Annotated in this window: 23 protein-coding genes; 17 read left to right on the top strand and 6 right to left on the bottom strand. The window is 57.3% G+C overall.

Annotated features, from left to right (window positions below; all coding sequences use genetic code 11):
* Nucleotides 1-104 precede the first annotated feature (104 nt).
* Nucleotides 105-782, top strand: coding sequence for a guanylate kinase (gene gmk / locus AAC621_RS01510; RefSeq protein WP_340251504.1), 678 nt, complete (start codon nt 105-107; stop codon nt 780-782).
* Entirely contained in the window at nt 779-1,297 is a 519-nt protein-coding gene (locus AAC621_RS01505) for a gamma carbonic anhydrase family protein (protein ID WP_340251502.1), read from the top strand. Before gmk ends, AAC621_RS01505 begins: the two co-directional genes overlap by 4 nt.
* Here AAC621_RS01505 and AAC621_RS01500 read toward each other — a convergent pair.
* The gene (locus AAC621_RS01500) at nt 1,292-1,921 is read right to left on the bottom strand and encodes a histidine phosphotransferase family protein (protein WP_340251499.1); all 630 of its coding nucleotides are present in this window, start codon (nt 1,919-1,921) and stop codon (nt 1,292-1,294) included. The genes AAC621_RS01505 and AAC621_RS01500 overlap by 6 nt on opposite strands.
* A gap of 14 nt (nt 1,922-1,935) precedes the next feature.
* On the opposite strand from AAC621_RS01500, the gene AAC621_RS01495 reads away from it, so the two are divergent.
* The 3 genes from AAC621_RS01495 (at nt 1,936) to AAC621_RS01485 (ending at nt 3,899) form a co-directional block, all read left to right on the top strand.
* Nucleotides 1,936-2,121 (top strand): DUF3553 domain-containing protein, encoded by a 186-nt coding sequence (locus AAC621_RS01495; RefSeq protein WP_317654491.1) that lies wholly within the window; start codon nt 1,936-1,938, stop codon nt 2,119-2,121.
* Nucleotides 2,122-2,281: 160 nt separating this feature from the next.
* Complete coding sequence (locus tag AAC621_RS01490; RefSeq protein ID WP_340251496.1) at nt 2,282-3,055, top strand: GNAT family N-acetyltransferase; 774 nt, start codon at nt 2,282-2,284, stop codon at nt 3,053-3,055.
* 4 nt (nt 3,056-3,059) lie between these two features.
* Nucleotides 3,060-3,899 (top strand): lysophospholipid acyltransferase family protein, encoded by an 840-nt coding sequence (locus AAC621_RS01485; protein WP_340251494.1) that lies wholly within the window; start codon nt 3,060-3,062, stop codon nt 3,897-3,899.
* On the opposite strand, the gene AAC621_RS01480 is transcribed toward AAC621_RS01485, so the two are convergent.
* Nucleotides 3,880-4,500, bottom strand: coding sequence for a thiamine phosphate synthase (locus AAC621_RS01480; protein WP_340251492.1), 621 nt, complete (start codon nt 4,498-4,500; stop codon nt 3,880-3,882). The genes AAC621_RS01485 and AAC621_RS01480 overlap by 20 nt on opposite strands.
* Before the next feature lie 100 nt (nt 4,501-4,600).
* Between AAC621_RS01480 and AAC621_RS01475 the strand changes: the two genes are divergently transcribed.
* The 5 genes from AAC621_RS01475 to AAC621_RS01455 all read left to right on the top strand — a co-directional run bounded on the left by AAC621_RS01475 (nt 4,601) and on the right by AAC621_RS01455 (nt 10,297).
* Complete coding sequence (locus tag AAC621_RS01475; protein ID WP_340251490.1) at nt 4,601-5,368, top strand: RNA methyltransferase; 768 nt, start codon at nt 4,601-4,603, stop codon at nt 5,366-5,368.
* Nucleotides 5,369-5,451: 83 nt separating this feature from the next.
* The gene (gene ctaA, locus AAC621_RS01470) at nt 5,452-6,609 is read left to right on the top strand and encodes a heme A synthase (RefSeq protein WP_340251488.1); all 1,158 of its coding nucleotides are present in this window, start codon (nt 5,452-5,454) and stop codon (nt 6,607-6,609) included.
* A complete protein-coding gene (locus tag AAC621_RS01465; RefSeq protein ID WP_340251486.1) occupies nt 6,606-8,084 on the top strand; it encodes a carboxypeptidase M32 in 1,479 nt (492 codons plus the stop codon). The genes ctaA and AAC621_RS01465 overlap by 4 nt, the downstream gene beginning before the upstream one ends.
* Nucleotides 8,085-8,163: 79 nt before the next feature.
* A complete protein-coding gene (locus AAC621_RS01460; protein ID WP_340251484.1) occupies nt 8,164-9,579 on the top strand; it encodes an FAD-binding oxidoreductase in 1,416 nt (471 codons plus the stop codon).
* On the top strand, nt 9,572-10,297 hold the full coding sequence (locus AAC621_RS01455; protein WP_340251482.1) for a VIT1/CCC1 transporter family protein: 726 nt from the start codon (nt 9,572-9,574) through the stop codon (nt 10,295-10,297). The genes AAC621_RS01460 and AAC621_RS01455 overlap by 8 nt, the downstream gene beginning before the upstream one ends.
* Here AAC621_RS01455 and putA read toward each other — a convergent pair.
* Nucleotides 10,294-13,776, bottom strand: coding sequence for a bifunctional proline dehydrogenase/L-glutamate gamma-semialdehyde dehydrogenase PutA (putA, locus tag AAC621_RS01450; protein ID WP_340251480.1), 3,483 nt, complete (start codon nt 13,774-13,776; stop codon nt 10,294-10,296). The genes AAC621_RS01455 and putA overlap by 4 nt on opposite strands.
* 119 nt (nt 13,777-13,895) lie before the next feature.
* Here putA and AAC621_RS01445 point away from each other — a divergent pair, with 119 nt between their 5' ends.
* A complete protein-coding gene (locus AAC621_RS01445) occupies nt 13,896-14,369 on the top strand; it encodes an Lrp/AsnC family transcriptional regulator (RefSeq protein WP_317654506.1) in 474 nt (157 codons plus the stop codon).
* Here AAC621_RS01445 and AAC621_RS01440 read toward each other — a convergent pair.
* From AAC621_RS01440 to AAC621_RS01430, 3 genes are read right to left on the bottom strand one after another with little or no spacing between them, the layout of a single operon-like run.
* Complete coding sequence (locus tag AAC621_RS01440; RefSeq protein WP_340251478.1) at nt 14,366-15,316, bottom strand: glucokinase; 951 nt, start codon at nt 15,314-15,316, stop codon at nt 14,366-14,368. The genes AAC621_RS01445 and AAC621_RS01440 overlap by 4 nt on opposite strands.
* A 15-nt stretch (nt 15,317-15,331) precedes the next feature.
* Entirely contained in the window at nt 15,332-16,660 is a 1,329-nt protein-coding gene (locus AAC621_RS01435; RefSeq protein WP_340251476.1) for a GH1 family beta-glucosidase, read from the bottom strand.
* Between the two features lie 60 nt (nt 16,661-16,720).
* Nucleotides 16,721-17,740, bottom strand: a complete 1,020-nt coding sequence (locus AAC621_RS01430) for a substrate-binding domain-containing protein (protein ID WP_340251469.1) — start codon at nt 17,738-17,740, stop codon at nt 16,721-16,723.
* Nucleotides 17,741-18,077: 337 nt separating this feature from the next.
* Between AAC621_RS01430 and AAC621_RS01425 the strand changes: the two genes are divergently transcribed.
* From AAC621_RS01425 to edd, 6 genes are all read left to right on the top strand, one after another.
* Nucleotides 18,078-19,439 carry an ABC transporter substrate-binding protein gene (locus AAC621_RS01425; RefSeq protein WP_340251466.1) on the top strand — a complete coding sequence of 454 codons (1,362 nt, stop codon included), beginning with the start codon at nt 18,078-18,080 and terminating at the stop codon, nt 19,437-19,439.
* Between the two features lie 92 nt (nt 19,440-19,531).
* Nucleotides 19,532-20,533, top strand: coding sequence for a carbohydrate ABC transporter permease (locus tag AAC621_RS01420; protein ID WP_317654513.1), 1,002 nt, complete (start codon nt 19,532-19,534; stop codon nt 20,531-20,533).
* A complete protein-coding gene (locus AAC621_RS01415) occupies nt 20,533-21,711 on the top strand; it encodes a carbohydrate ABC transporter permease (RefSeq protein WP_340251463.1) in 1,179 nt (392 codons plus the stop codon). The genes AAC621_RS01420 and AAC621_RS01415 overlap by 1 nt, the downstream gene beginning before the upstream one ends.
* Nucleotides 21,712-21,720: 9 nt before the next feature.
* A complete protein-coding gene (locus AAC621_RS01410) occupies nt 21,721-23,373 on the top strand; it encodes an alpha-amylase family glycosyl hydrolase (RefSeq protein WP_340251460.1) in 1,653 nt (550 codons plus the stop codon).
* A 34-nt stretch (nt 23,374-23,407) separates the two neighbouring features.
* Nucleotides 23,408-24,541 (top strand): ABC transporter ATP-binding protein, encoded by a 1,134-nt coding sequence (locus tag AAC621_RS01405; protein WP_340251457.1) that lies wholly within the window; start codon nt 23,408-23,410, stop codon nt 24,539-24,541.
* A 71-nt stretch (nt 24,542-24,612) separates the two neighbouring features.
* Nucleotides 24,613-26,418 (top strand): phosphogluconate dehydratase, encoded by a 1,806-nt coding sequence (gene edd, locus AAC621_RS01400; protein WP_340251454.1) that lies wholly within the window; start codon nt 24,613-24,615, stop codon nt 26,416-26,418.
* Nucleotides 26,419-26,434: the final 16 nt, after the last annotated feature.

Below are 26,434 nucleotides of genomic sequence, written 5' to 3'. Positions count from 1 at the left end.
AGAAATTGGTTAATGGGGCATCGGCGCTGCTTTGGCTTGACCTCTGCGGTCTGATCCTCAAGATGCGCGCGCAAAGTAAAGATCGCCATAGAAAGACGCGCCTGATGTCTCAGACCGATGCAAAATCTCTCAACGCTGCCACACGCCGTGGGTTGCTGATCATTCTTTCTTCGCCTTCGGGCGCGGGGAAATCCACCTTGGCACGGCGTTTGATGGCATGGGATGGGTCGTTGCGGTTTTCAGTATCCGCCACCACGCGCGCGCCGCGTACAGGCGAGGTGGATGGGGAACATTACCATTTCCTCGACCGCGCGGGGTTTGAGCGGATGGTGGATGAGGGCGCGATGCTGGAACATGCCGAGGTATTTGGCAATCTTTATGGCAGCCCGATGCCACCTGTGCGTGCGGCCATTGATGCCGGGCGCGATGTCTTATTTGATATAGACTGGCAGGGGGCGCAGCAAATCCGCAACTCTGCGCTGGGCGCGCATGCGCTGTCGATCTTTATCCTGCCCCCGAGCATTGCAGCCTTGCACCAACGTCTGGTGACGCGCGCGCAAGATGATGCCGAAACCATTGCCAAACGCATGGCAAAATCTTGGGACGAGATCAGCCATTGGGATGGCTATGATTATGTTCTCGTCAATGATGATTTGGACGCGTGCTTTGACAATCTGACCACAATCATCACGGCTGAACGGATGCGCCTCATTCAGCAGCCAAGCCTTGCAGGGTTTTTGCGGGGTTTACAAAGTGAATATGAGGGGATGCGCGCGCCATGATTTATGCCTTTGAGGGGCATCAGCCCGATATCGCCACCGATGCATGGGTTGCCGATGATGCCAATGTCATTGGAAAGATTGCCCTTGCTGCCGAAAGCAGCATTTGGTTTGGGGCCACGTTGCGCGGTGACAATGAACTGATTTCCATTGGCGCGCGCAGCAATCTGCAGGAAAATGTGATCTGTCATACAGACCCAGGTCTGCCCCTTACTGTGGGCGAGGATTGCACCATTGGGCATCGCGCGCTTTTGCATGGCTGCACGATTGGCGATGGCACATTGATTGGCATGGGCGCGATGGTGATGAATGGTGCGGTTGTTGGTAAGGGCTGCTTGATCGGGGCAGGGGCCTTGATCCCTGAGGGCAAAGTTATTCCTGATGGCAGTTTGGTGATGGGGATGCCTGGCCGTGTTATTCGCGCGCTAGACGAGTCGGCACGCTCGGGGCTTATTCAATCGGCAGCGGGGTATGTGGCCAAAGCCGCGCGGTTTCGCGCAGGATTGCAGGCGTTATAACCGCGACCCCTGCAATTTGATCTGCAAACGGGTGTCAGAGAGGCTGAGGGAAATCTCAGCCCCGATTTCAGCGGCCTCCTTTAACAGCATCAGGAATTGCACCTCGCGCGGGCTTGGGGTGCTGTGACTGGCCCCGCCGAGCCATGCCAGACCTGACAAGTCGTGCAAGATCCGTAGCCCGTCTGCGCCGACTGTAACTGTGCCGCGCTCGGGCTGTGCGATTGTGATATGCCCCCCCATAGGAAGGGCCGCTTCGGCACAGGCGATCATCAAAAAGGCGCTTTTGACATGATGGCGCGGTAAATCCCCCGTCAAAAGCCAGTCAACTGTCAGGCGGCCCGCGCTATACATCTGGCTCAGAATGTTGCGCGCTTCGCGTTCAGAGATATGCTGATCAGGCCGCGCCGCGCCATAGGCGATACGGAAAAACCGCAACCGCGCTTCGGTATCGCGCAGCGCATCGGCAATCAGGGCCATTTCAGGACTGTTGGCCATGCCGCTCATTTGCAGAAGCTCAACCCCATTTGACACAGCCCCCAAAGGGTTGCCCAAATCATGACAGAGCCGTGATGCAACCAGGGCTGACAAATCCTGTGAATTTGGGCTAAAGACGATTTGATCCATCAATGAGGCCTCCGATGACCGAAGAGTTGAATGCGCTGCTTGAGCCTGGAATGTTGGTGCGCAACCCTGCGCAACCCGATTGGGGGTTGGGGCAGGTGCAATCGAATATTGGTGGCAAGGTGACCGTCAATTTCGAGCATCAAGGCAAACAAGTGATCGACTCCCGCCATGTGACATTGCTGCCCGAATGGGGCGCTTAAGGGTTCGGTCTACTGGAATGATGGTTAACAATACCCTAATTCTGCATCACGAAGATCATATCTTGGAAAGGCGCATCGCGCTGCACAGATAAACGCATTTGCCCCAAAGGCCGCAAAATTGCGGCGCGAAAGGCACAGCCAAGACAGGAAAGCCCGCCTTATGGTGTCGCAAGAGCCGCATTTTGAGCTGCGATTGGCCTCAAGCCCAGAGGATATTCGCGCGGCGCAGCGCCTGCGCTATGAGGTATTCGTGGCGGAATTGGGCGCTGATGGGGCCTTGGTGGATCACGAGGCGCGGCTTGAGGCAGATCGCTTTGACCCATTTTTTGATCATCTCATGCTTCTGGATCATCGCCGCGCTGTGGGCGAGCAAGTTGTGGGTGTTTACCGCGTGATGCAGGAGCACGGGGCCAAAGCCGCAGGTCAATTCTATTCGGAAGACGAATATGATCTCGCGCCCCTCAAATCTTCGGGTCGGCGTTTGCTGGAATTGGGGCGGTCTTGCGTGCATGCCGATTATCGCGGGGGCACGGCGCTGATGCATTTATGGAATGGGCTGGCCGATTATATCGTGGCCCATGAGATTGAAATTCTATTTGGGGTGGCGTCCCTGCATGGCACCGATGTGGCTGAATTGGCCGCGCCCCTGTCGCTGCTGCATCACCGCCATCTTGCGCCTGAGGGGCTGCGTCCAAAGGCGCGGGCGACGGGTTATCAGGATATGAACCTTATTGCCGAAGACGCGCTTGAGCGTACGGCTGCTACGCGTGCGCTGCCCGCTTTGATCAAGGCCTATCTGCGTCTTGGTGGTGCGGTTGGGCAGGGGGCCTTTGTGGATCACGCCTTTAATTGCACAGATATTTGTTTGATCCTTGATACGGCCCTGATGTCGGAAAAACACCGCGCGCTCTACGCGCGGGGTCGGGGGATATAGGCGCATGCGCTGGGATGGCGCCCCTCAGGTCACGCCCGCATCGGTGGGGGTTTTGGGTATTCTGCGCGCCTGTCTGCGCGGGGCTGCGATCCTTCTGGTCATTGGGTTTGGGTTTTTGACCCTGCTTTTGTGCCGCGTGCCAGAGCGCGTCATAGTGGGGCCTTTGCGCCGCCCTTTAACTGCGCGGATCACGCAAATCGTCTGCGCCTTTGTCTGTTTGATTTTGGGCCTCAAGGTGACGCGCACAGGAAATGCCGCACAAGGTGCGGGCGCGATTGTCGCCAATCATGTGTCTTGGCTTGATATTTTCCCGCTCAATGCGGGCGGGCCTGTGGTATTCGTGGCAAAATCCGAAGTGCGCGATTGGGCCGGTATTGGGATTTTGGCGCGCGCAGCAGGCACTGTTTTTATCGAGCGGCGGCGCATGGCGGCAAAAGATCAAAATCGGCTGTTGCATGTGCGCCTTGCAGAAGGCGCCGAGCGTTTGGTGTTTTTCCCAGAAGGCACATCCACCGATGGGTTGCGCGTTTTACCCTTCCGCTCAAGCCTGTTTGAGGCGTTTTTTGCCGCTGATCTGCGACCCGATATGACGGTGCAGCCCGTCACCATCGCCTATCATGCCCCCGCAGGCGAAAATCCCGCCTTTTATGGGTGGTGGGGGGATCAATCCTTTGGTGCCGGTCTGATGCGGGTGCTATCTGTCCGTAAAAATGGCCATGTGACGGCAATCTATCACGCGCCCTTGCGCGTCTCACAGTTCGCATCGCGCAAGGCACTGGCGAAGGCCGCCGAAACGGCCGTGCGTGCGGGGCTTGCTCAGGCCCTTAGCCCAGAGGGGACATAAGCGTCTTAAGGGCTGCCACAGGATCGTCTTTCCGCCAAATTTCCTCACCGATGGCGAAGAAATCTGTGATCGGCGCAAGGCGTTCGATATCTGCAAGCGTCAGCGCGCCTTCGGCCACGACTGGCAGTTCGATCATCTGGCTCCACCATGCGAAAAGATCATCTTCGGCGCGGCTGCCATCGCCAAGGCTTGTGTCGCCAACAGGGCCGAAACTGATGTAATCCGCCCCCATTTCCCCTGCATTCATCCCATCATGGCGGGAATTGGCGCAGAAGCAGCCGATGATTGCATCGCCGCCAAGATCCGCGCGGGTTTTGCGGGTGCTGCGCGGCCCATCCAAGAGATGCACGCCGTCCAGACCCAAGCGTTCGACCAGTTTGATATGTTCTGACATCACCAAGGGGATGTCGCGGGCATGGGCAATTTCGCGCAAGTGATCCGCCGCGCGCGCGAGGTCATCTTCATCACGGCTTGCCAGAGCAAGGCGCAGGCAGGCGATAGGATAGGCATCCAAAACTGCCGCAAGCTGTGCGCCAAAGCCCGTCAGCTCAAAATTTGGCGGGGTCACAAGGTAAATCTGTGGAATATCCATGTCGGACATAGGGCTGCCTCTTGTCAGTCTTTGTTTGTTCCTAATGGTTTGCTTTGCGTTCAGCAATGGGGCGCTTGGCAAGAATTCCGCCGCGCGTTATGGCAGGGTCATGAGTGACGATAGCCAAATTCCCGCAACCGCCCATACAATGCCCTGTTTCGTGCTTGTGCGCCCGCAGATGGGTGAGAATATTGGCGCGGCGGCACGGGCAATGTGGAATTTCGGCCTGAACCATATGCGCCTTGTGGCCCCGCGCGATGGGTGGCCGAATGAACGCGCGGTGGCCTTGGCCAGTGGCGCCGCAGGCGTGGTGCTTGACCCTGCTTTGGTGGTGGAGACAACGCCAGAGGCGATTGGCGATTGCACCCATGTTTTTGTGACCACCGCCCGCGAACGGGGCCTGACCAAACCGATCCTCAGCCCTGAGGCGGCGATGGCGCAGGCGCGGGCCATCCATGCCGCGGGTGGCAAGGTTGCGGTGATCTTTGGCCCCGAGCGCGCAGGTTTGGAAAATGACGATATCGCGCGTGCTGATGCGATTATAACTGTGCCCGTGAACCCTGATTTTCCCTCGCTCAATCTGGCGCAATCGGTGCTGCTATGCGCGTATGAATGGCGCCGCCAAACCACCGAGGTGGTCGAAATGCGCATGGAATTTGCCCGCAGCGATTTTGCCACTGCGATTGAGGTTGAAAAACTGGCGGATCATTACGAAGAAAAGCTTGATGAAATGGGCTATTTCTTTCCCGAAACAAAGGCCGCGGGCATGAAGCTGGTCTTGCGCAATTTGTGGGGGCGTCTTCCCCTGACGCGGGCCGATGTTCAGCTGTTCCACGGCATTTTGCGACAGATGCAGCGTTGGCGTGATCGGCCCTAGCGCCAAACTGCCGCGCATTCTTGCGAAGCCTTTGCCAAGGCGCTAGGTCTTTTGCCAAATGAAGATCGAGAAGGGGCCGCGCCATGAGCCGCAATATTTTCGAAGAGGTTGACCAATCCGGCAAAGGGCCCTCTGGGGCGGGGAAAACAGGCCCGAACCCTTCGGGGATTTCCCGCGACACGGGCGGGGCGCGCACATGGATGCGGGCCTATTTGGCGGTTCTCTTTGTGATGGTTGCGGCGATGATTGCCATTGGGGGCATGACGCGCCTGACCGATTCAGGGTTGTCTATCGTTGAATGGGCGCCGATTTCGGGGGCAATTCCGCCGCTCAGTGATGACCAGTGGCAAGAGCAATTTACCGCCTATCAGCAGACAACCGAATACCAAGAGCAAAATCGCGGCATGTCGATGGCCGAGTTTAAGTATATTTTTTGGTGGGAATGGGGCCATCGTCAATGGGGGCGCGCAATCGGTCTTGTTTGGGCCCTTGGGTTTGCCGCGCTTGCGCTCTCTGGCAATCTGATCAAAGGGTGGGTTCCAAAAATCGTGGCGCTTGGGGCGCTTGGTGGTCTGCAAGGGGCCATCGGATGGTGGATGGTCCATTCGGGTCTTGCGCCTGGCATGTTTGATGTCGCCTCCTATCGATTGGCGACACATTTGGGTGTCGCGTTTTTCATCCTTGCCCTCATCACATGGTTCATTTTGCAGCTCAGCCGACCTGCGCCCGCGCTATTGGCGGCGCGGCGTGCGGGCGATAAGCGCCTGTTTGGTATGACCACGGGGCTTTTGCATCTCACCTTTTTGCAAGTCTTGGTCGGGGCCTTGGTCGCGGGGATCGATGCAGGGCGCAATTATATTGATTGGCCTTTGATGGCGGGCGGGTTCACCCCGCCTGATATGTGGGCGATTGACCCTTGGTATCGCAATCTGTTCGAAAATGATGGCACTGTGCAATTCATCCATCGGATGCTGGGCTATCTGGTCTTTGCCTATGGGATTGCGGTTTGGCTCAAAGGGCGCAAATCGGGCAATGCTATGGTGCGCCAATCCTATGCATGGATGGCGGTGATGCTATTTGGGCAGGTGGTGATCGGGATTGTAACGGTGATGCATTCTGCGCCAATTGCCCTTGGGTTGACCCATCAGCTTGGCGCGGTGGCCTTGGTTGTCTTGATTTTGCGCGCGCGGTTCCTTGCGATTTATCCGCCTGAGCAATCCTTGCGTGGGGCAGCGGCATGAGTGCGATGCAGGATCTTTTGGCCCATGCAGCGCAAACCGCCGCGCTTGAGCAGGTCGCGGGGCGGTTGCATTGGGATCAAGAAACCATGATGCCCAAGGGGGCAGCGGCACAGCGCGCCGAAGAAATCGCAGCGATGGAGGGGGTTCTGCACGCCCGCCGCACTGACCCTGCACTTGGCGAACTGCTGGAAACCGCACAGGCTGAAACGGATTTTGAAGCATCCTCTTTGCGGCTGATCTCGCGGTCATATCAGCGTGCTACAAAAATCCCCGCGCGTTTGGCGGCGGAATTGGCGCGCACTGCCTCGCTCGCCCATGGGGTTTGGGCCAAGGCCCGCGCCGAAGATGATGTTGCAGGATTTTTACCTGTTCTTGAGCAGCTGATCACCTTGCGCCGCGAAGAGGCTGCCTGCCTGTCAGGCGAGACGCGTGGTGCGGCCCTTTATGATGCGCTGTTAAACGATTACGAACCCGAAATGAGCGCCCGCGAAATCGCGGCCCTGTTTGATGTGATGCGTCCGCGCCTTGTGTCCTTGCGCGCGGCGATCCTTGAGAAACCGATGCCTGTGGCGATATCGGGTGATTTTGACGAGACAGCGCAACTTGCCCTGACGCGCGAGATTGCCTTGGCCTTTGGCTATGATCTCGACAAAGGGCGGATTGATCTTGCCGTTCACCCGTTTTCTTCTGGCTCAGGCAGTGACAGTCGCATCACCACGCGGGTGGCGCGGGATGATCCGTTTAATGCGCTTTATTCGACCATTCACGAAGTGGGCCATGCCTGCTACGAGCAAAATATCGACCCGCTCTATCACTTGACCGCATTGGGGCAGGGGGCCTCTATGGGGGTGCATGAAAGCCAAAGCCGCATTTACGAAAATCAGCTTGGTCGGTCCCTGCCTTTTGTGACATGGCTTTATGAGCAGATGCAGACGGCCTTTGGTGGGCTGTCAACAGATAGCCCTGCCGCGCTTTACGCGGCGATCAATCGGGTTGCCAAAGGCTATATCCGCACCGAGGCCGATGAGGTGCAGTATAACCTGCATATCATGCTGCGGTTTGATCTTGAGCAGGCATTGATCAGCGGTGATCTGGCCGTGGGTGATCTTGAGGCGGCATGGAATGATCGCTTTATGGCTGATTTTGGGTTCGCCGTGGATCGCCCCAGCCACGGGGTCTTGCAAGATGTCCATTGGTCGGCGGGCCTGTTCGGATATTTCCCCACTTACGCGCTTGGCAATGTCTATGCGGGCTGCTTGATGCAGGCTTTGCGCGCGGATGTGCCGAATTTGGATGCGGCATTGGCACAGGGCAATCCACGCCCTGCAAACGATTGGCTGCGCGAAAGATTGCAACGCCACGGCAGCCTGAAACCGCCGCGCCAGACGATTGAGGATGCAATCGGTGGGCCTGTCTCCCCTGAGCCGCTGTTGCGCTATCTCGAGGAAAAGTTTGGCGCCCTTTACGGGCTTTAGCCCCGAGGGTGCGGGCCCCCTTTTTCTTCAGTGCGGCTGTCGCTAAACATAAAGTCAGCAACAGGGAAAGTGCATCACCATGGCTGAAATTTTAGATCTTCCGCGCAATGAGCATGGCATTGCTACCGTAATCGAGGCGCTTGCGGGGCAATTTGGGGCGCGGCTTGCGACCAGTGCCGCCTTGCGCGAACAGCATGGCCACACCACCACATGGCTGCGCACCCAAGCGCCTGATGCGGTGGTTTTTGTGCAATCCACCGAGGAAGTTCAAGATGTCGTGCGCCTGTGCGCGCGTCATTATGTGCCTGTGATCCCCTTTGGGGCAGGCTCATCCCTTGAGGGGCATGTGAATGCATCCGCGGGGGGAATTTGTATTGATTTCAGTCAGATGAACCGCATTCTTCGGGTCAGTGCCGAAGATATGGATGTTGTGATTGAGCCAGGTGTCACGCGCAAGGCGTTGAACACGCATTTGCGCGACACGGGGCTGTTCTTTCCCGTGGATCCGGGGGCAGATGCAACGCTTGGCGGTATGGCGGCCACGGGGGCAAGCGGCACGAATGCCGTGCGCTACGGCACGATGAAGGAAAATATTCTTGGGCTGAAGGCGGTTTTGCCATCGGGGGAAATTGTCAAAACCGCCGCGCGGGCGCGGAAATCTTCGGCAGGGTATGATTTGACCCATCTGATGATCGGCTCTGAAGGCACGCTTGGCCTGATCACCGAGTTAACCTTGCGTCTGCGCGGTATCCCTGCGGCCATTTCTGCGGCGACATGTTCTTTCCCTTCGGTCGAGGCTGCCTGCGAATGTGTCATTGCGACTGTGCAATATGGATTGCCCGTGGCGCGCATTGAATTGCTCGACAAGCTGATGGTTGAGGCGGTTAATCGTTATTCCAATCTGTCCCTGCCAGAAACGCCACTTTTGCTGTTGGAATTTCATGGCAGCGAGACAGGCGTGGCCGAGGACGCGGCAAGTTTTGGCGAGATTGCAGCTGATTTTGGCGGCACGGGCTTTGCCGCAACCACCCTTGAGGAGGAGCGCAATCAACTGTGGCAAGCGCGCCATGATGCCTATTGGGCGGGCTTGGCCCTGCGCCCTGGGGCAAAGGGGATTTCCACCGATATTTGCGTGCCCGTCAGCCGTCTGGCCGAAGCTGTGACAAAGGCACAGACGCGTGCGGCAGAATTGGGCATGATCGCCCCCGTTGTGGGCCATGTGGGCGATGGAAATTTCCATGTGTTGATGTTGATCGACACGGACAGTCCTGCCGAGGTTGAGATGGCCGAAGGGTTTGTTGCATGGCTCAATGATATGGCGATTGCGATGGAGGGCACCTGCACAGGCGAGCATGGCATCGGCCAAGGCAAAGCCGCCTATCTGATCCGCGAATTGGGGCCAGAGGCGATGGAGGTCATGGCCACAATCAAGCGCGGGATTGATCCGCAAAATATTTTCAACCCCGGAAAAATGGGATTGCCCAATTATGGCTGAACACCGACCTGATACCCACAATGTCCCCTCGGCGCATGATGAACCGCATTTGTCGCAACGCTCAGGATGGTTGCGCGCGGCGGTGATGGGGGCGAATGATGGGATTTTGTCGACTGCGTCATTGATCGTGGGGGTTGCTTCGGGCGGTGCAGATCAAGGCACGATCCTATTATCGGGGATTGCGGGCATGGTCGCGGGGGCGATGTCGATGGCGGCGGGTGAATATGTTTCCGTCTCAAGCCAAGCCGATGTGGAGCGAGCCGATGTCGAGCGCGAAAAGCGCGAGTTGAAATTGAACCCCGCTGGCGAATTGGCCGAATTGGCCGCGATTTATCGTCAGCGGGGCTTGTCGGAGCAGTTGGCCAATGAGGTGGCGCGCGAATTGACCCGCAAAGATGCGCTTGGCGCACATTTGCGCGATGAGATTGGGCTAACCGATCTTTCGCCGCCCAAGCCTGTGGAGGCGGGGGTGGTCTCTGCAGCCACATTTGCAGGCGGTGCTTTGGTGCCGTTGCTGATGGGGGTCGTGGCCCCGCATGATCAGGTGGAGCTTTGGGTGGGGGCGGCCACATTGGCGGCCCTTGGCACGCTTGGTGCGCTTGGTGCGCAGGCGGGCGGCGCCCCCAAAGGGCGCGCCGCATTCCGTGTCATGTTTTGGGGCGTGTTGGCGATGGTGGCCACATCCCTAATTGGCCGCGCCGTGGGGTTGGCGATCTAGGCCTCACCTGCCGCCGCCAGAAGTCGCGCATTGCCGCCCGCCGCGGTGGTGTCAATGCAGATATGCCGCTCAACGATCAGGCGCGGTTTAGGGTCGCGTTCACAAATCAGCGGGATCAAGGCGCCCTCGCGCGCCGCCAAAGCCGCGCGATAAGGGCGGGCCTCTTTGCGATCTGCCCATAAGATCACGGCATCAAACCCCGAGAGACTGCGCAGCATGTCAGCAGGAAGCCGCCCCGCAACCCCACGCGCGCCAACATCAGGCGCAATCGCAAGGGCGGTGCAGCCTGCCTCTATGGCATGTTGGGCCTGCATCATTGCTGCTTCCGCTGTTGGCCCAAGACACAGAACCCGCCCGCGCGCATAGCGTGACAACAGGTTTGATTCACCTGTAGGCCCGGGCATTTCTGCTTGGGACAGAGGCCTATCCGAGGGAGGCGCAAGTGCTGCAAGGGCGCGGGTCACTTCGGCCTCGTCACAGGGGGGGGCATCGCCCATTGGGCCCCCTGCCGCGAGGTCAGGGCGCGTAAAGCGCGGCAAATAGTGCGGCCCGCCCGCCTTTGGCCCTGTGCCAGACAGACCCTCGCCCCCAAAGGGCTGACTGCCCACAATGGCACCTATTTGGTTGCGGTTGATGTAGAGATTGCCAACCTTGATCTGGCTCGCCACCTCGGCGATGCGGTCATCAATGCGGCTGTGCATCCCAAAGGTCAGGCCATAGCCCCTTGCATTCACATCGGCCACAACCCGCGTCAGATCGCGGGCCTTATAAGTGGCCACATGCAAGACAGGGCCAAAGACTTCGCGCTCAAGGTCGTTGATCCCACCGGGCAATGAGATCAACGCAGGCCCCACATAATGGCCCGTGCTGGGCGGGGTGATCTGTTTGATCAAACGCCCCTCTCTCTGGGCCTGTTGGACATAGGCATTGATCTCTGCCGCCGCGCTTGCCGTGATCACCGGGGCCACATCGCAGGATATGTTCCATGGGTGGGAGAGGGAGAGTTCCTCCATCGCGCCCTGCAACATCTGTAACAGCCCCTCTGCGATATCTTCTTGCACATAGAGCAACCGCAGGGCCGAGCAACGCTGACCAGCGGATTGAAAGGCCGAGGCGACAATGTCGCGCACGGCCTGTTCGGGCAGGGCGGTGCTGTCCACGATCATGGCATTCAGGCCGCCTGTCTCTGCAATCAAAGGGGCCGCGGGGTGCAGATGGGCCGCCATGGCGCGATTGATCCCTTGGGCGGTTGCCGTTGACCCCGTAAAGCACACGCACGCAACACGCGCATCGCTGACAAGGGCCGCCCCGACCTTGGCCCCTTGTCCTGGCAGAAATTGCAGGGCGCAACGCGGCACCCCTGCGGCATGGAGCAATTCCACGGCCCGCGCACCGATGAGGGTGGTTGTTTCCGCGGGCTTTGCCAAAACGCCATTTCCCGCTGCAAGCGCGGCAGCGATTTGCCCTGTGAAAATGGCCAAGGGGAAATTCCACGGGCTGATACAGGTAAACACCCCGCGCGCGGGCTGCTGCAAAAGCGGCGCATGGGCCGCGTAGTAGCGTAAGAAATCCACCGCCTCGCGCAGTTCGGCCACTGCATCGGCGGGGCTTTTGCCCGCCTCGCGGGCGAGAAGCGCAAATAATTCGGCATGATGCGCTTCGTAAAGGTCGGCGGCCCGCTCAAGGCAGCTGCGGCGCTCTGTGGCGGATACGTCCCAAACCTGCGCAGATGTCAGCGCGGTCTCAATATCACCCGCGGAGGCCTCTGCAACACGGCCCACGATGTCGGTGGGATCGGCAGGGCAGGTTTGGGTGATGTCATCGGCCCCTGTCGCAGGTCTGGCCAAAATAGGGCCTGCTTGCCACTGATGCGTCCGAAATGGCGCGCGCGCCGTGTCTAGCTCGGCCAAGCTTACAGGATCGCTGAGGTCAAACCCGCGTGAATTTGCGCGCTCGGGCGCAAAAAGCGCGCTTGGATGGCGCACGGCAAGATTTGGCCCTGCGCGCTCGAGCCGTTCAAACGGGCAGGCTGCGACCACCTCAGGTGGCGTGTTTTCATCCATGATTTGGTTCACGAAAGAAGAATTTGCGCCATTCTCCAACAAGCGGCGCACGAGATAGGCCAAAAGATCCCGATGCGCCCCAACGGGCGCATAGATACGGCAGCGCGTGGCGTTGCCCTTCAGCACCAGATCATGCAGCGCCTCGCCCATCCCATGCAGGCGTTGGAATTCAAAACAGGTGGGGTCTGTTGCCATTTCGATAATGGCCGCCACAGAATGGGCGTTATGGGTGGCAAATTGCGGATAGATGCGATCCGTCAGACCAAGCAGCTTTTTGGCCAAACACAGATAGGCCACATCGGTGGCGGATTTTCTTGTATAGACAGGAAAGCCTGATAGCCCTTCAACCTGCGCCAATTTCACCTCGGTGTCCCAATAGGCGCCTTTGACCAGACGCAGCATGATCTTGCGGTCAAGTTTGGTGGCAAGGGCGTAAAGCCAGTCAACCACCGCGCCTGCGCGCAGGCCGTAGCCCTGCACCACAACGCCAAACCCGTCCCATCCTGCAAGGCGTGGATCGGCCAAGACCGCCTCAATCACATCAAGCGACAGATCAAGACGATTTGCTTCTTCGGCATCAATGTTAAGACCCATCCCGCCCTGACGCGCATCAAGGGCCAGTTCCAAAACGCGCGGCACAAGTTCGGACATAACACGATCTTTTTGTGCCACTTCATAGCGTGGGTGCAGCGCCGAGAGTTTGATCGAAATTCCAGGGTTGCTGCGGATATCCTCTGCCCTACAACGCGGGGTGATCTTGGCAATGGCCGTTTTATAGGAGGCAAAAAAGTCATCCGCATCGGCCATGGTCATCGCGGCCTCGCCTAACATATCATAGGAATAGCTGTATCCCTTTGCCTCTTGCTTGGCGGCGCGCGCCATCGCGCCTGGCATGGTTTGACCCAACACGAATTGCCGCCCCATCTCGCGCATGGCACGGGCCACGGCGGTGCGGATCACAGGTTCGCCCAAACGGCGCAAGGCCCCGCGCAACACGCGATCCATGCCTTCGCCGTCTTGCAAAACGCGCCCCGTCAGCATCAGCGCCCAAGTGGATGCGTTTACTAGCGATGAGGAGGATTTTCCCAAATGCTCGCCCCAGGCTGAAGGGGCAATTTTATCTTCGATCAAAGCATCAATCGTGGTCGCATCTGGCACGCGTAACAGCGCCTCTGCCAAACACATCAGCGCAATGCCTTCGCGGGTCGAGAGGCCATATTCGGCCAAAAACACCTCCATCAACCCTGCATCCGTGTCATTGCGGATGGATGTGACCAAGCGGGTTGCGCGCGCCTTTGCGGCTGTGCGCGTGGCCTGATCGGGGCCGTGCGATTTTATTAGGCGGTCGAGAATAGTGGCCTCATCGGCCAAGTGATCGTCACGGATTGCATCGCGCAGCACAGAAAGGTCGGTCATGTGGACACCACGGGTAAAATGAAGATGAATTACAATACGAAGATATCGGCGGGAAATCCGCCTTGACTTTGTATTTTGGCGGGAAAATAAATTGATTAAACAGGAAAAGGGTGGGTCTGATGGTATCAAAATCGCCAGAACGCGGGCAAATTGATGGGTTTGATCGGAAGATTCTGAAGGAAGTCTCAGAAGATGGCCGAATTTCCGTAACGGAATTGGCGGATCGCGTGGGGCTGTCGAAAAGCCCAACCCAAGTGCGGCTGCGCCGTCTTGAGCAGGAAGGCTATATTCGAGGCTACCGCGCGGAGCTTGATCCCGTAAAGCTTGACCGCGAACATGTGGCTTTTGTTGAGGTGAAATTGTCCGACACGCGCGAGGCGGCATTGGCCGCCTTTAACAAAGCCACGATTGCCGTGCCCGAAATCGAAGAATGCCACATGATTGCAGGGGCGTTTGATTATTTGGTCAAGGTGCGCTGCCGCGATATGGGCGCCTATCGCCGCGTGTTGGGCGAGGTCATATCCGCCCTGCCGCATGTCGCCTCAACCTCGACACATGTCTCTATGCAGGCCGTCAAAGACCGCGCGTTCTAAAGCTCGATCAAGGCCTGTGCGCAGCCTGTGAGCGCGGCAAAATCATCTTCAACCACACTGACCCCGAATTGCGCCATAAAGGGGCCAAAGCGGCCTTTATTCGAAAAGGCCTCGGCAAATCCGCATTGCATCAAATAGGGCGCAAGGGCGCGCGAGACGCCGCCAATCAGATAGACCCCACCAAAGGGCAGGTTCACCAAGGCCAGATCGCCTGCGACATTGCCCAGAACCTGCGCAACGAGCGCGGCGGTAGCGCGGGCCTTGTCATCATCTTGCTCAAGCGCATCCATGACCTGTTGCGCAGGCTGATCACTCCCATGCAAAAAGGCGTGAACATGGCTGATCCCGCGCCCTGAGAGAACTTCCTCGACTGCGGCGAAGCCATGCTTTTCGGCTAAGAAGCGGGCAAGATCGCGGGTTTGGTCATCTGGGGTGGGCAGGGTGATATGGCCCGATTCCGAAGGGGGCACCACGCGGCCCCGAGGCCCGTCAAATACGGCGGCGGCGTTAAACCCCGTGCCAAGCCCGATGACTAATTTCGCTGCATGGGCAGAGGCGGGATCATGGGGCAGGATCACACGCAATTCCGTATCGGAAATATGGCCAATCGCATAGCCTTGCGCCTGTAGATCATTGAGCACAGCCACGCGTGACGCGCCCGAGACATCAGCCAACATCGCGCGGTCAATATGCCAATCCAAATTGGTCATTTTGGCCACGCCATCGCGCACGGGGCCCGCAGCGGCCACGCAAATGCCCGAGAGCGCGCCAGACCTGAGGCCTGCCTGTTTCATGAATTGCGCCAATATTTCGCGCAAATCAGCGGCGTCTTTATTGGCAAAGCGGCGGATGCTGTCGCGGTCAATGATGCCCGCGCGCGCCAAAGCCACGCGGGTGTTGGTGCCGCCGATATCAGCGACTAAATCCAAATCGGGGGAAGATGTCATCCTGTCCTGCCTTATTTAGCCCGCGCGCCAGCCCTGTGCGAGGGCGTGATAAGACGCTTTTGGTTGCCTTTGCAAGCTGTCGAAATCAACATGGACAAGGCCAAAGCGTTTTTCATACCCAAAGGCCCATTCGTAATTATCCATCAGCGACCATGCGATATAGCCTTTCAAGGGTGCGCCATCCTCAATCGCGCGCAAACAAGCGCGCATATGGGCATCAAGATAGGTTATGCGCGCTACATCTGGCTGATCGGGCGTATCGTCATTCGCCATTCCGTTTTCGGTCACATAAAGCGGCAGGTCGCCCGTGTAGGTTTTCGCCGTATGGGTCAGGAAATGATGCAACCCCTCGGGGTAAATTTCCCAGCCCATTTGGGTTTTGGGCAATGGCCCCTCAACGCCTTGGTAATTTGGCCAAATTCCGCATCCTGCGCTCAGGCGTTTGCAGGTGTAGTAATTCAGCCCCAACCAATCGAGCGGGGCGGTGATATGGGCAAAATCGTCTTGGTAATTCTGGGGAAGATGTTGCTCTAACCCCTCAAGCACCAGATCGGGATAGCGGCCATGAAACAGGCCAGAGAGGAAGAATTGGTTATAAATCGCATCGTAACGCGCAGTGGCAGCCTTTGATGCGGGGCTTCCATCGGCGGGTAGGGCTGCCTCAAAATTGCACACGGCACCCAGATTGCGCATGCCACGCGCGCGCATCACCTCGATCGCGCGCCCATGCGAGGAGAGAACATGGTGCATAGCGCGGGCTGCCGCGCGAATATCGCGCAGACCGGGCGCATGATGCCCCTCGAAATGCGATAACCATGAGACGCACCACGGCTCGTTAATGGGGGCGACCGACCACAGCCTGTCGCCAAGGCGTGCCATCACAAGGTCGGTGTAATCGGCAAACCAGTTTGGCATATCGCCATTCACCCAACCGCCTTGATCCGCAAGTGCAGAGGGCAATTCCCAATGATACAGCGTGGCTGCAGGGCGCAGCCCCCGCGCCAACATCCCGTCAATCAAACGATCATAGAAATCCAAGCCCGCCTTATTCACCGCGCCGCGCCCCTCGGGCATGATCCGCGCCCATGACAGCGAAAAGCGATATATGTCAGCGCCAAGATCACGGATCAGGTCAAGGTCGTCTTCCCATCGGTTCAGGTGATCGCAGGCAAGCGCGCCATTTTCAGCGCGGGTGACGTTGTTGCCCGTTGCGGCGAATGTATCCCAATGGGTCTGGCCCGCGCCACCCTGAGCGTGGCCTTCGATTTGATAGGCTGATGTGGCGACACCAAGCAGGAAATCTTGCGGAAAATCCGACCGCGCGGGAAGGGTGGGGGTGGTCATTGGGAGAGAACTCATTGCAATGCGGCAGCAGGGTTGAAGGAGGGCAGGCAGAGACAGGCGTTAGGGTGCAGGGCCAGTCGAGCGCCCGACCATCAATTCAGCTTCCCATAATTCATGCACAAAGGGCGCGTCAGGCTGTTTGATCCGTTCGATCAAAATTTCCGCACAGCGCCGCCCCGCCAAACGAATTGAACTGCGGGTTGCGGTAAATGCGGGGCCTTCGGCATCATTGTTGAGATAGGAAAGCACATCATCATGGGTGATGATCGAGACATCGCGGCCCAGTTGCAGCCCGCGCTCCCATGCCGCTTGGCGCACCCCAATGGCAGAAATCACTGATGACACCAAAAAGGCGGTGGGGCGGTTTTCACGGTCAAGCAACTGTGCGGCCGCGCGGTGGCCATAGCCTTCGGTCATGACATCGGCATACATCAGGCTTTCGTCAGGGGTGATGCCGCGCGCGCGCAGCGCCTCTTCATATCCACGGCGGCGGCGGGCGGCAAAATCCATCGCCTCTTGGCCATTGATCAGGGCAATGCGACTGTGCCCCATATCCAACAAGAATTCGGTCGCACGGCGAAAGGCCCGCAAATTGGCAATGTCTAGCCAGTTATAGCCGCGCGCATCCCCCGTGCGGCCATGCACCAAGAACGGCAGCCCCAATTCTTGTAGCAGCGCAATGCGCGGGTCCTCTTGGCGGGGGCCTTGCACCATCACCCCATCAACCGAGCCATTCGCGGCCATCTGGCGATAGGCGCGTTCGGCGGCCCCCTCATGCACGATAGATAAAAGAAGGTCATAGCCTTCGCGGGCATAAACCTCGCCCGCACCTGCAAGAAAATCTGCGAAAATCGGGTTCACCATTTCAGTTTCGCCCGTATGCGTAATCACATGGCCAATGGTCATAGCGCGCCCTGTGGCCAAGCGGCGGGCGCGGGAATTGGGTTGATAATTCGCCGCACGCGCCGCAGCCTCGACACGGGCGCGGGTTTCAGGGTTCACCTCGGGATAGCCATTCAAGGCGCGGCTGACTGTGGTCTGAGACAGCCCAAGCGATGATGCCAATTCTTTTAAATTCATCGCCTCCCTCCTTCAAGTGTCGCGCATGGCGCCGGGTCGTTTCATCGTCTTGCGCTACAAGATTGCCTTCAAAGCGCTTTCAAATTTTTCCTCAGCTAGGCGAATTTTATGCGGCTTGTCAAAAATAAATTTTTAAAATGGCGGCGCGTTGCATCTGCGAAAAACAAACGTAAAATCAAATATCTTGTAATTCTCTTGCCCTTTCAGGGTCTTGGGTCATTAAGGACATTTCTTTTCCAAAGCGCTTTGAAAAACTCTTGACGGAATCGCGGAATAGGTTTTGAAATGCGGTTTCTAAGCATCCTCAATGAGGGGGTGCGGTTCTGGGAGGTTACTTATGAAACGTTCGTTTTACGCAAGCGCCGCAGCCCTTGCGCTGTCCTCGGGGATGGCGATGGCTGACGCGCATGGTGGTTTGGTGTTCCCCGTGGGTGAGGGGGATTTCAATTGGGCCAGCTATGAGGCATTCGCAGCGGCGCATGATTTGACAGGTCAGACTGTCACGATTTCTGGCCCTTGGCTTTCGCCTGAGGCGGAACGCTTTGATGCGCTTTTGGCCTATTTCGAGGCGGCAACAGGCGCGGATGCGACCTATACAGGGTCGGATAGCTTTGAGCAGCAAATCGTGATTGACGCTGAGGCAGGCTCTGCCCCCAATATCGCGGTTTTCCCTCAGCCTGGTCTTGCGGCCAATATGGCGGCCAATGGTCTTTTGACCCCGCTTGGCGCGGATAATGCCGCATGGGTGTCTGAGAATTTTGCAGCAGGCCCATCATGGGTTGATCTGGGCACATATGCAGATCAATCGGGCGCGGATCAATTCTATGGCTTCTTCTTCAACGTCAACGTGAAGTCCTTGGTGTGGTATGTGCCTGAGAATTTCGAGGATGCAGGCTACGAAGTGCCAACAACTATGGAAGAGTTGATCGCACTTTCTGACCAGATCGTTGCAGATGGGGGCACACCTTGGTGTATTGGTCTGGGTTCTGGGGCCGCCACAGGCTGGCCTGCGACCGACTGGGTTGAAGACCTGATGCTGCGCACACAGACCCCTGATGTCTATGACGCATGGGTTGCCAATGAGATCCCATTCAATGACCCACGCGTGGTTGAGGCCATCGAAACCTTTGGTCAATTCGCACGCAATGACGCCTATGTGATGGGCGGCGCTGGCGCGGTTGCAACCACCGATTTCCGTGATAGCCCTGCGGGCTTGTTCCAGTCCCCTCCCGGCTGCTACATGCATCGTCAGGCCAGCTTCATTCCGGCCTTCTTCCCTGATGGCACGGTTGTGGGCGAGGATGCTGATTTCTTCTACTTCCCCGCATTCGCGGAAAAAGACCTCGGCAGCCCAGTTTTGGGTGGCGGCACGTTGATGGCCATTACAGATCCATCTGATGCGACCATGGCCTTTATCGAGTTTCTCAAAACACCTGTCGCCCATGAGATCATGATGGCGCAGGGTGGCTTCTTGACGCCACATTCTGGCGTGAACTTGGCTACATATGAAACCGATACGCTGCGCGGTCAGGGGGAAATCTTGCTTAACGCAACGACCTTCCGTTTTGATGGCTCCGACCTGATGCCTGGCGCGATTGGTGCAGGCAGCTTCTGGACGGGTATGGTGGATTATGCAGGCGGCGCAGATGCGGCGGCTGTGGCAGACACCATCCAGCAAAGCTGGGACGCGATTAAATAAAATCGCGCTAGGTTTTGGATCAGCCTGCGTATCGCGGGCTGATCCTATTTTTGATTGCGCGGATTTTTCGTGCGCATCGGGGAAGGGCACCCATGTCACCAATCATGCAAGCGGCATTGACCATCCTGATTGGGGTGGGGGGCTGCGTGGGTTATTTTTACCTCTCGAACCAAATTCTTGATCGCGTGCTGTTTCCTGCGCGCGGGGCAAATGCAGGGCGCAATATCAATCGCGCCAATGCGATACGCCCGTGGCTTTTTCTATTTCCCGCTCTTTTCGCGCTCGCGCTCTATTTGACCTATCCCGTCTTTGAGACATTGCGTCTGTCCTTGACTGACCGCAGCCTTGGTGGCGCCTTTGTTGGGCTTGAGAATTACGCGCGCATGACGGATGACCCCAAGTTTTGGGAGGCGTTGCGCAACAATTTCCTGTGGCTTTTGATTGTGCCTGCGGCCTCGACTGCCTTTGGCTTGTTGGCGGCGCAGCTGACAGATCGGATCAGTTGGGGGAATATCGCGAAATCCCTGATCTTTATGCCGATGGCGATTTCATTTGTTGGCGCGGCGGTGATTTTCAAATTGGTCTATGATGCCCGCCCCGAGGATGTGGCACAGATCGGGATTCTTAACGCCGTTTATTTGCAGCTTGGCGGCGATAGCCCAATCACTTGGCTGACTGTGCCCTTTTGGAACAATATTTTTCTGATCATTGTTTTGATTTGGATTCAGACAGGCTTTGCCATGGTGATCCTATCCGCGGCTTTGCGCGGTATTCCTGAGGAAACCATTGAGGCCGCCATTGTGGACGGGGCAAACCCGTTTCAAATTTTCTTCAAAATCAAAGTGCCGCAAATCGCGGGCACGATTGTTGTGGTTTGGACGACCATTACGATTGTGGTTCTCAAGGTGTTCGACATCGTTTTTGCGATGACCAATGGACAATGGGAAACCCAAGTTTTGGCCAATTACATGTATGACAAACTGTTCCGCGCCAATGATTGGGGCGTGGGTTCAGCGGCCGCCATGGTGATCATGATCTTGGTGCTGCCGATCCTTGTGTGGAACGTCTATAACGCCAGACGGGAGATGCGCTGATGGATCATATTGCGGGGCGCAAATCGGGCCTATCATGGGCGGTGCATTTTTCGGCCTTGGCCCTTGTGATCGTATGGGTGCTACCGACACTGGGGCTATTGGTGTCGTCCTTCCGCACAACGGATCAAATCCGCAGTTCGGGATGGTGGGCTGCGCTGTTTCCTGCGGTGCAAAACGAAACCTATCGCACCGCAGATCCTGACGAGGCGCGGGTGGATTTGGGCGATGGTATCTATCTCGTTTCTGGCAATATTTTTGTCGAGGGCGGGGCCGCCGCAAACCTTGATGAGATCGCCCGAGAGATCAGCGCATGGGGCGCATCCTCGCGCGCGATTGATGCCTATCAACCCGATGAGGTCGCTGATCTGGGCGAGGGGGAAACCCTGACTGTCACGGCGCGCGGCGATTATGAATGGCGCGGCACTGCAGATCAGATTGAGGGGCGCGGTGCGCGGATTTTCGTGACTGTTTCTGCGCCCCCTGATTTCACCCTCGGCAACTATCAAAATGTTTTGTTCGACCCTTCAAACCGCGAGGGGATGTCAAAGGCGTTTTTCAATACACTGACGGTGACAATCCCTGCAACGATTATTCCCATTTTGATCGCGGCTTTTGCGGCCTATGCCTTGGCGTGGATGGAGTTTCCAGGGCGGGCGCTGCTCATTGCGGCTGTTGTGGGGTTGTTGGTTGTGCCGCTGCAATTGGCGCTGATCCCACTGCTGAAGCTGCATAATGATATCGGTATTGGCAAAGGCTATTTGGGCGTTTGGTTGGCGCATACGGGTTTTGGTCTGCCCTTGGCGATTTACCTTTTGCGCAATTACATGGTGGGCCTGCCGCGCGAGGTGATTGAAAACGCGCGCGTGGATGGCGCGACCGAGTTTCAGATTTTCACGCGCATCATCCTGCCGCTGAGTTTTCCCGCTTTGGCGTCCTTTGCGATTTTCCAATTTCTTTGGACATGGAATGACCTTTTGGTCGCGATGGTGTTCTTGATCGACAGCTCGGGCGAAACCACTGTGATGACGCGGCAATTGGTCGAAATGATGGGCACACGCGGTGGTGATTGGGAAATATTGGCAACCTCTGCCTTTGTATCCATCGCGGTGCCTTTGGCGGTTTTCTTTTCCTTACAACGTTACTTGGTGCGTGGCCTTTTGGCTGGCTCTGTAAAATGAGAGATATAAATGACAATCATGCCTGAAATTAACCCCAACGATATCCTTGGCATTGATAAGGATTGGTGGCGTGGTGCGGTGATCTATCAGATCTACCCGCGCAGCTATCAAGACAGCAATGATGATGGGATTGGCGATCTGGCGGGGATCATTCACCGCCTTGATCATATCGCAAGCCTTGGGGTGGATGCGATTTGGATCTCGCCATTCTTTAAATCCCCCATGCTTGATTTCGGCTATGATGTCTCCGATTACCGCGATGTCGACCCGATGTTCGGGACATTGGCTGATTTCGATGCGTTGATTGAAAAGGCGCATAATCTGGGCCTGAAGGTTCTGATTGATTTGGTGCTGTCGCACAGCTCGGATCAGCATCCTTGGTTTATTGAAAGCCGCGAAACTCGCGACAATCCAAAAGCGGATTGGTATGTGTGGGCCGATGCCAAGCCAGATGGCAGCCCCCCCAATAACTGGTTGTCAATTTTCGGCGGCAGCGCGTGGGAATGGTCGCCCGAGCGGATGCAATATTACCTGCACAATTTCCTTGTCGAGCAGCCAGATTTGAACCTGCATAACCCAGATGTGCAGGATGCGCTTTTGGATGTGTGCCGCTTCTGGTTGGATCGGGGGGTTGATGGGTTCCGCCTTGATACGATCAATTTCTATTTCCATGACAAGCTGCTGCGCGATAATCCCGCGCTTGCGCCAGAGCGGCGGAATTTCACCATCGCGCCTGAGGTGAACCCCTATAATTGGCAAGATCACCTTTATGACAAAAACCAACCCGAGAATTTGGATTTCTTGCGCCGTATGCGCGCGGTGATGGACGAATACCCCGCTGCCACCGCCGTAGGCGAGGTGGGTGATGCGCAATATGGCCTTGAGATACAGTCACAATACACCTCAGGCGGTGATAAGGTGCATATGTGCTATAGCTTTGACTTCCTCTCAGGAGAGACGCCAAGCGCGGAAACCGTGGGCGCGGTCATTGAAAAGCAAGAGGCCAGCATTGGCGATGGTTGGGCCTGTTGGGCCTTTTCCAACCATGATGTGGTGCGCCATCCAACCCGTTGGAATTTGGATGAGGCAGGGCAGCGCGTCTTTGCGGCGCTTTTGTTATCGCTGCGCGGTTCAGTTTGCCTGTATCAGGGCGAGGAATTGGGGCTGACCGAGGCCTATGTCGCCTTTGAAGAATTGCAGGATCCCTATGGCATCCGCTTTTGGCCAAAATTCAAGGGCCGTGATGGCTGTCGCACGCCGATCCCATGGGTCAACGACAATCACAATGGCGGGTTTAGCCAAAGCAAGCCATGGCTGCCTGTCGCGGTGGAACATTTGCAGCGCTCGGTCGAGGCGCAGACCCGCCTTGAAGACAGCACTTTGGCATTCTATCGCCGCATGATCACTTTGCGGAAATCTTTGCCCGAATTGGTCAAAGGGGAGTTTGAATTTGTCACCCATACGCAAGATGTGGTCGCGTTCTGGCGCAGATATCAGGGGCGCGCGGTCTTTTGTGCGTTCAACCTCAGTGGTGAGACGCGCGAGCTTCCACTGCCTGCGGGCGCATATGACGATATTACCGCACCATTTCATGCAACTGTTGCAGCGGGCATGTTGACCTTGCCCGCCTATCAAGCATGGTTTGGCGCGCAGAACCGCTAAGGCGCGGCAAGGCTGTTCAAAAGGGGGGCTGAAGATGACCGATTTGAAACTGAGTGCCGTGGAAAAGGCCTATGGGAAGGTCAAGGTGCTGTCTGACATTGATCTTGAGATCAAGACGGGCGAATTGGTTGTTTTCGTTGGCCCCTCTGGCTGTGGGAAATCCACGCTGTTGCGCATGATCGCGGGGCTAGAGCGGATCACGGGCGGCACGTTGGAAATTGACGGGATGCGCGTCAATGATATGCCGCCCTCGCAACGTGGGATTGCGATGGTGTTCCAATCCTACGCGCTTTATCCGCATATGAGCGTCTATGATAATATGGCCTTTTCCCTGCGGATTGCAGGGCAGGGGAAAGAGGCCATCGACAAGGCCGTGCGTGCCGCTGCCGAGAAATTGCAGCTTGGCAGCTTGCTTGATCGCCTGCCCAAGGAATTGTCAGGCGGTCAGCGCCAGCGCGTGGCAATTGGCCGTGCCATTGTGCGTGACCCCAAAGTGTTCCTCTTTGATGAGCCTCTGTCGAACCTAGATGCGGCTTTGCGTGTGGCGACCCGTCTTGAAATCGCGCAGCTTAAAGAGGCGATGCCAGAAACCACCATGATCTATGTGACCCATGATCAGGTTGAAGCCATGACTTTGGCAAGCCGTATCGTGGTCTTGGCAGGGGGCGGTATTGCGCAGGTCGGTGCGCCGCTTGATCTCTACGAGCGGCCCAATTCCACATTCGTGGCGCGGTTTATCGGCAGCCCCGCGATGAACCTGCTCTCGGGCGAGGTGGTTGGCACAGGCAAAACCACCAAGATCCGAGCGGATCAAGGTGGCGGGATCATCACAGCCGCCATCCCGACCCAAAAGGGCGATAAAGGCATGAAGGTTGAGATCGGCATCCGCCCCGAAGATTTTGTCGCCGCAGAAGGGGATGATTTCGCCTTTGAGGGGCGTGTCGGCATCACTGAGGCGCTTGGCGAAGTGACGCTTCTCTATTTCGACAGCACAGGCAGCACGGGCGATGACCCTGTGATTGCAAAACTTTCGGGGATTCACCCCTCAAAGCGGGGGCAAGTGCTGCGACTGGGTGCAGCACCTGAGAAAATTCACCTTTTCCACAAGGGAATTTCGCTGCTTTATCGCGGCAACAAGGTGTTTTTGCCGAATGTAGCCCCGCATTGAGTGCGATTTCCCTCTGGCATAGTTAGCGCTAACATATTATAGCAAGCCTCAGAAGATGGAGGTTTTTGTCTATGTCCTTGGATACCCGTATCGAAGCTGTCACCGCGCGGATCATTGCGCGCTCGCAAGGGCCGCGTAAGACCTATCTAGATCGGATGCGTGCGGCCGCCGCCGATGGCCCGCGCCGCGCGCATTTGACCTGTGGCAATCAGGCTCATGCTTATGCGGCGATGGAGGGGGACAAGGATCCTTTGGTGGCGGCACGCGCGCCAAATCTTGGGATTGTGACCGCCTATAACGATATGCTTTCCGCGCATAAGCCCTTTGAGAATTTCCCCGAACGGATCAAGGCCGCAGCGCGGGCCAACGGGGCCACGGCGCAGGTTGCGGGCGGTGTGCCTGCCATGTGCGATGGGGTCACCCAAGGGCAGGTGGGGATGGAGCTGAGCTTGTTCTCCCGCGATGTAATTGCCTTGGCTGCAGGTGTCGCGTTAAGCCATAACACCTTTGACGCGGCAATTTATTTGGGCGTTTGTGATAAAATCGTTCCAGGTTTGGTGATTTCAGCGGCAACATTTGGCTATTTGCCATCCATCTTTTTGCCTGCAGGGCCGATGACCAGTGGCCTACCCAATGATGAAAAGGCGAAGGTGCGCCAGAAATTCGCCGCAGGCGAGGTCGGGCGCGAGGAATTGATGAAGGCCGAGATGGCCTCTTATCACGGGCCAGGCACCTGCACCTTTTACGGCACGGCCAATTCCAACCAAATGCTTATGGAGTTTATGGGTCTGCATTTGCCAGGTGCTAGTTTCGTGAACCCGCATACGCCCTTGCGCGATGCGTTGACCGATGCAGGTGTTGCGCAGGTGGCCAAGATCACCGCGCTTGGGGATCAGTATCGCCCTGTTTGCGATATTCTGGATGAAAAGGCCTTTGTGAATGGTCTTGTGGGCTTGATGGCCACAGGCGGGTCGACCAATTTGGTCATCCATCTGGTCGCCATGGCCCGCGCGGCGGGTGTGATCCTAGAGCCGCAGGATTTCGCGGATATCTCTGCTGCAACGCCGCTGATGGCGCGGGTCTATCCCAATGGGTTGGCCGATGTGAACCATTTCCACGCCGCGGGCGGTTTGGGCTTTATGATTGGCGAATTGCTAGATGCAGGCTTGTTGCACCCCGACACCCAGACAGTGATGGGGCAGGGTTTGGCCCATTACATGCAAGAGCCAAAACTAAGCGATGGCGGGGTGGTGTATCAGGCAGGGCCCAAGACCACGCTGAACGAAAAAATCCTGCGCCCTGCGAAGGATGCCTTCCAAAGCACTGGGGGGCTTGTGGCGCTTAAGGGCAATTTGGGCGAAGGTGTTATGAAGGTGTCTGCTGTCACCCCAGAGCGTCAGGTGATAGAGGCTCCCGCCGCAATTTTCCATGATCAAGCCTCGGTTAAAGCGGCGTTTCAGTCAGGCGATTTGAACCGCGATGTTGTGGTCGTTGTGCGGTTCCAAGGGCCAAAGGCCAATGGGATGCCAGAGTTGCACAACCTGACACCGATTTTGGCGGTGTTGCAGGATCGCGGCCATAAGGTGGCCTTGGTGACGGATGGCCGTATGTCGGGCGCATCGGGCAAAGTGCCTGCCGCAATCCATGTCAGCCCCGAGGCGTTGGATGGTGGTTTCCTTGCGCGGTTGCGGGAGGGCGATATGATCCGCGTGGATGCCGTCAAAGGCGTGCTTGAGGCTCTGGTGCCTGATCTGGCAGATCGCACTGCAGTCACACCTGATCTCAGCGCTAATGGCCACGGGATTGGCCGTGAATTGTTTGAAATCTTCCGCGCCCATGCTGGCCCCGCCTCAAGCGGTGCCGGTGTTGTCGTGTAAAAAAAGGGAAGGGGTC

The sequence above is a fragment of the Roseobacter sp. HKCC-CH-9208 genome (genome assembly GCF_037805125.1).
In the GTDB taxonomy this organism is placed as follows: Bacteria; Pseudomonadota; Alphaproteobacteria; order Rhodobacterales; family Rhodobacteraceae; genus M30B80.
The sequence above is the reverse complement of the archived record's forward strand: the minus strand, read 5'-3'. Positions and strand labels throughout refer to the sequence as shown.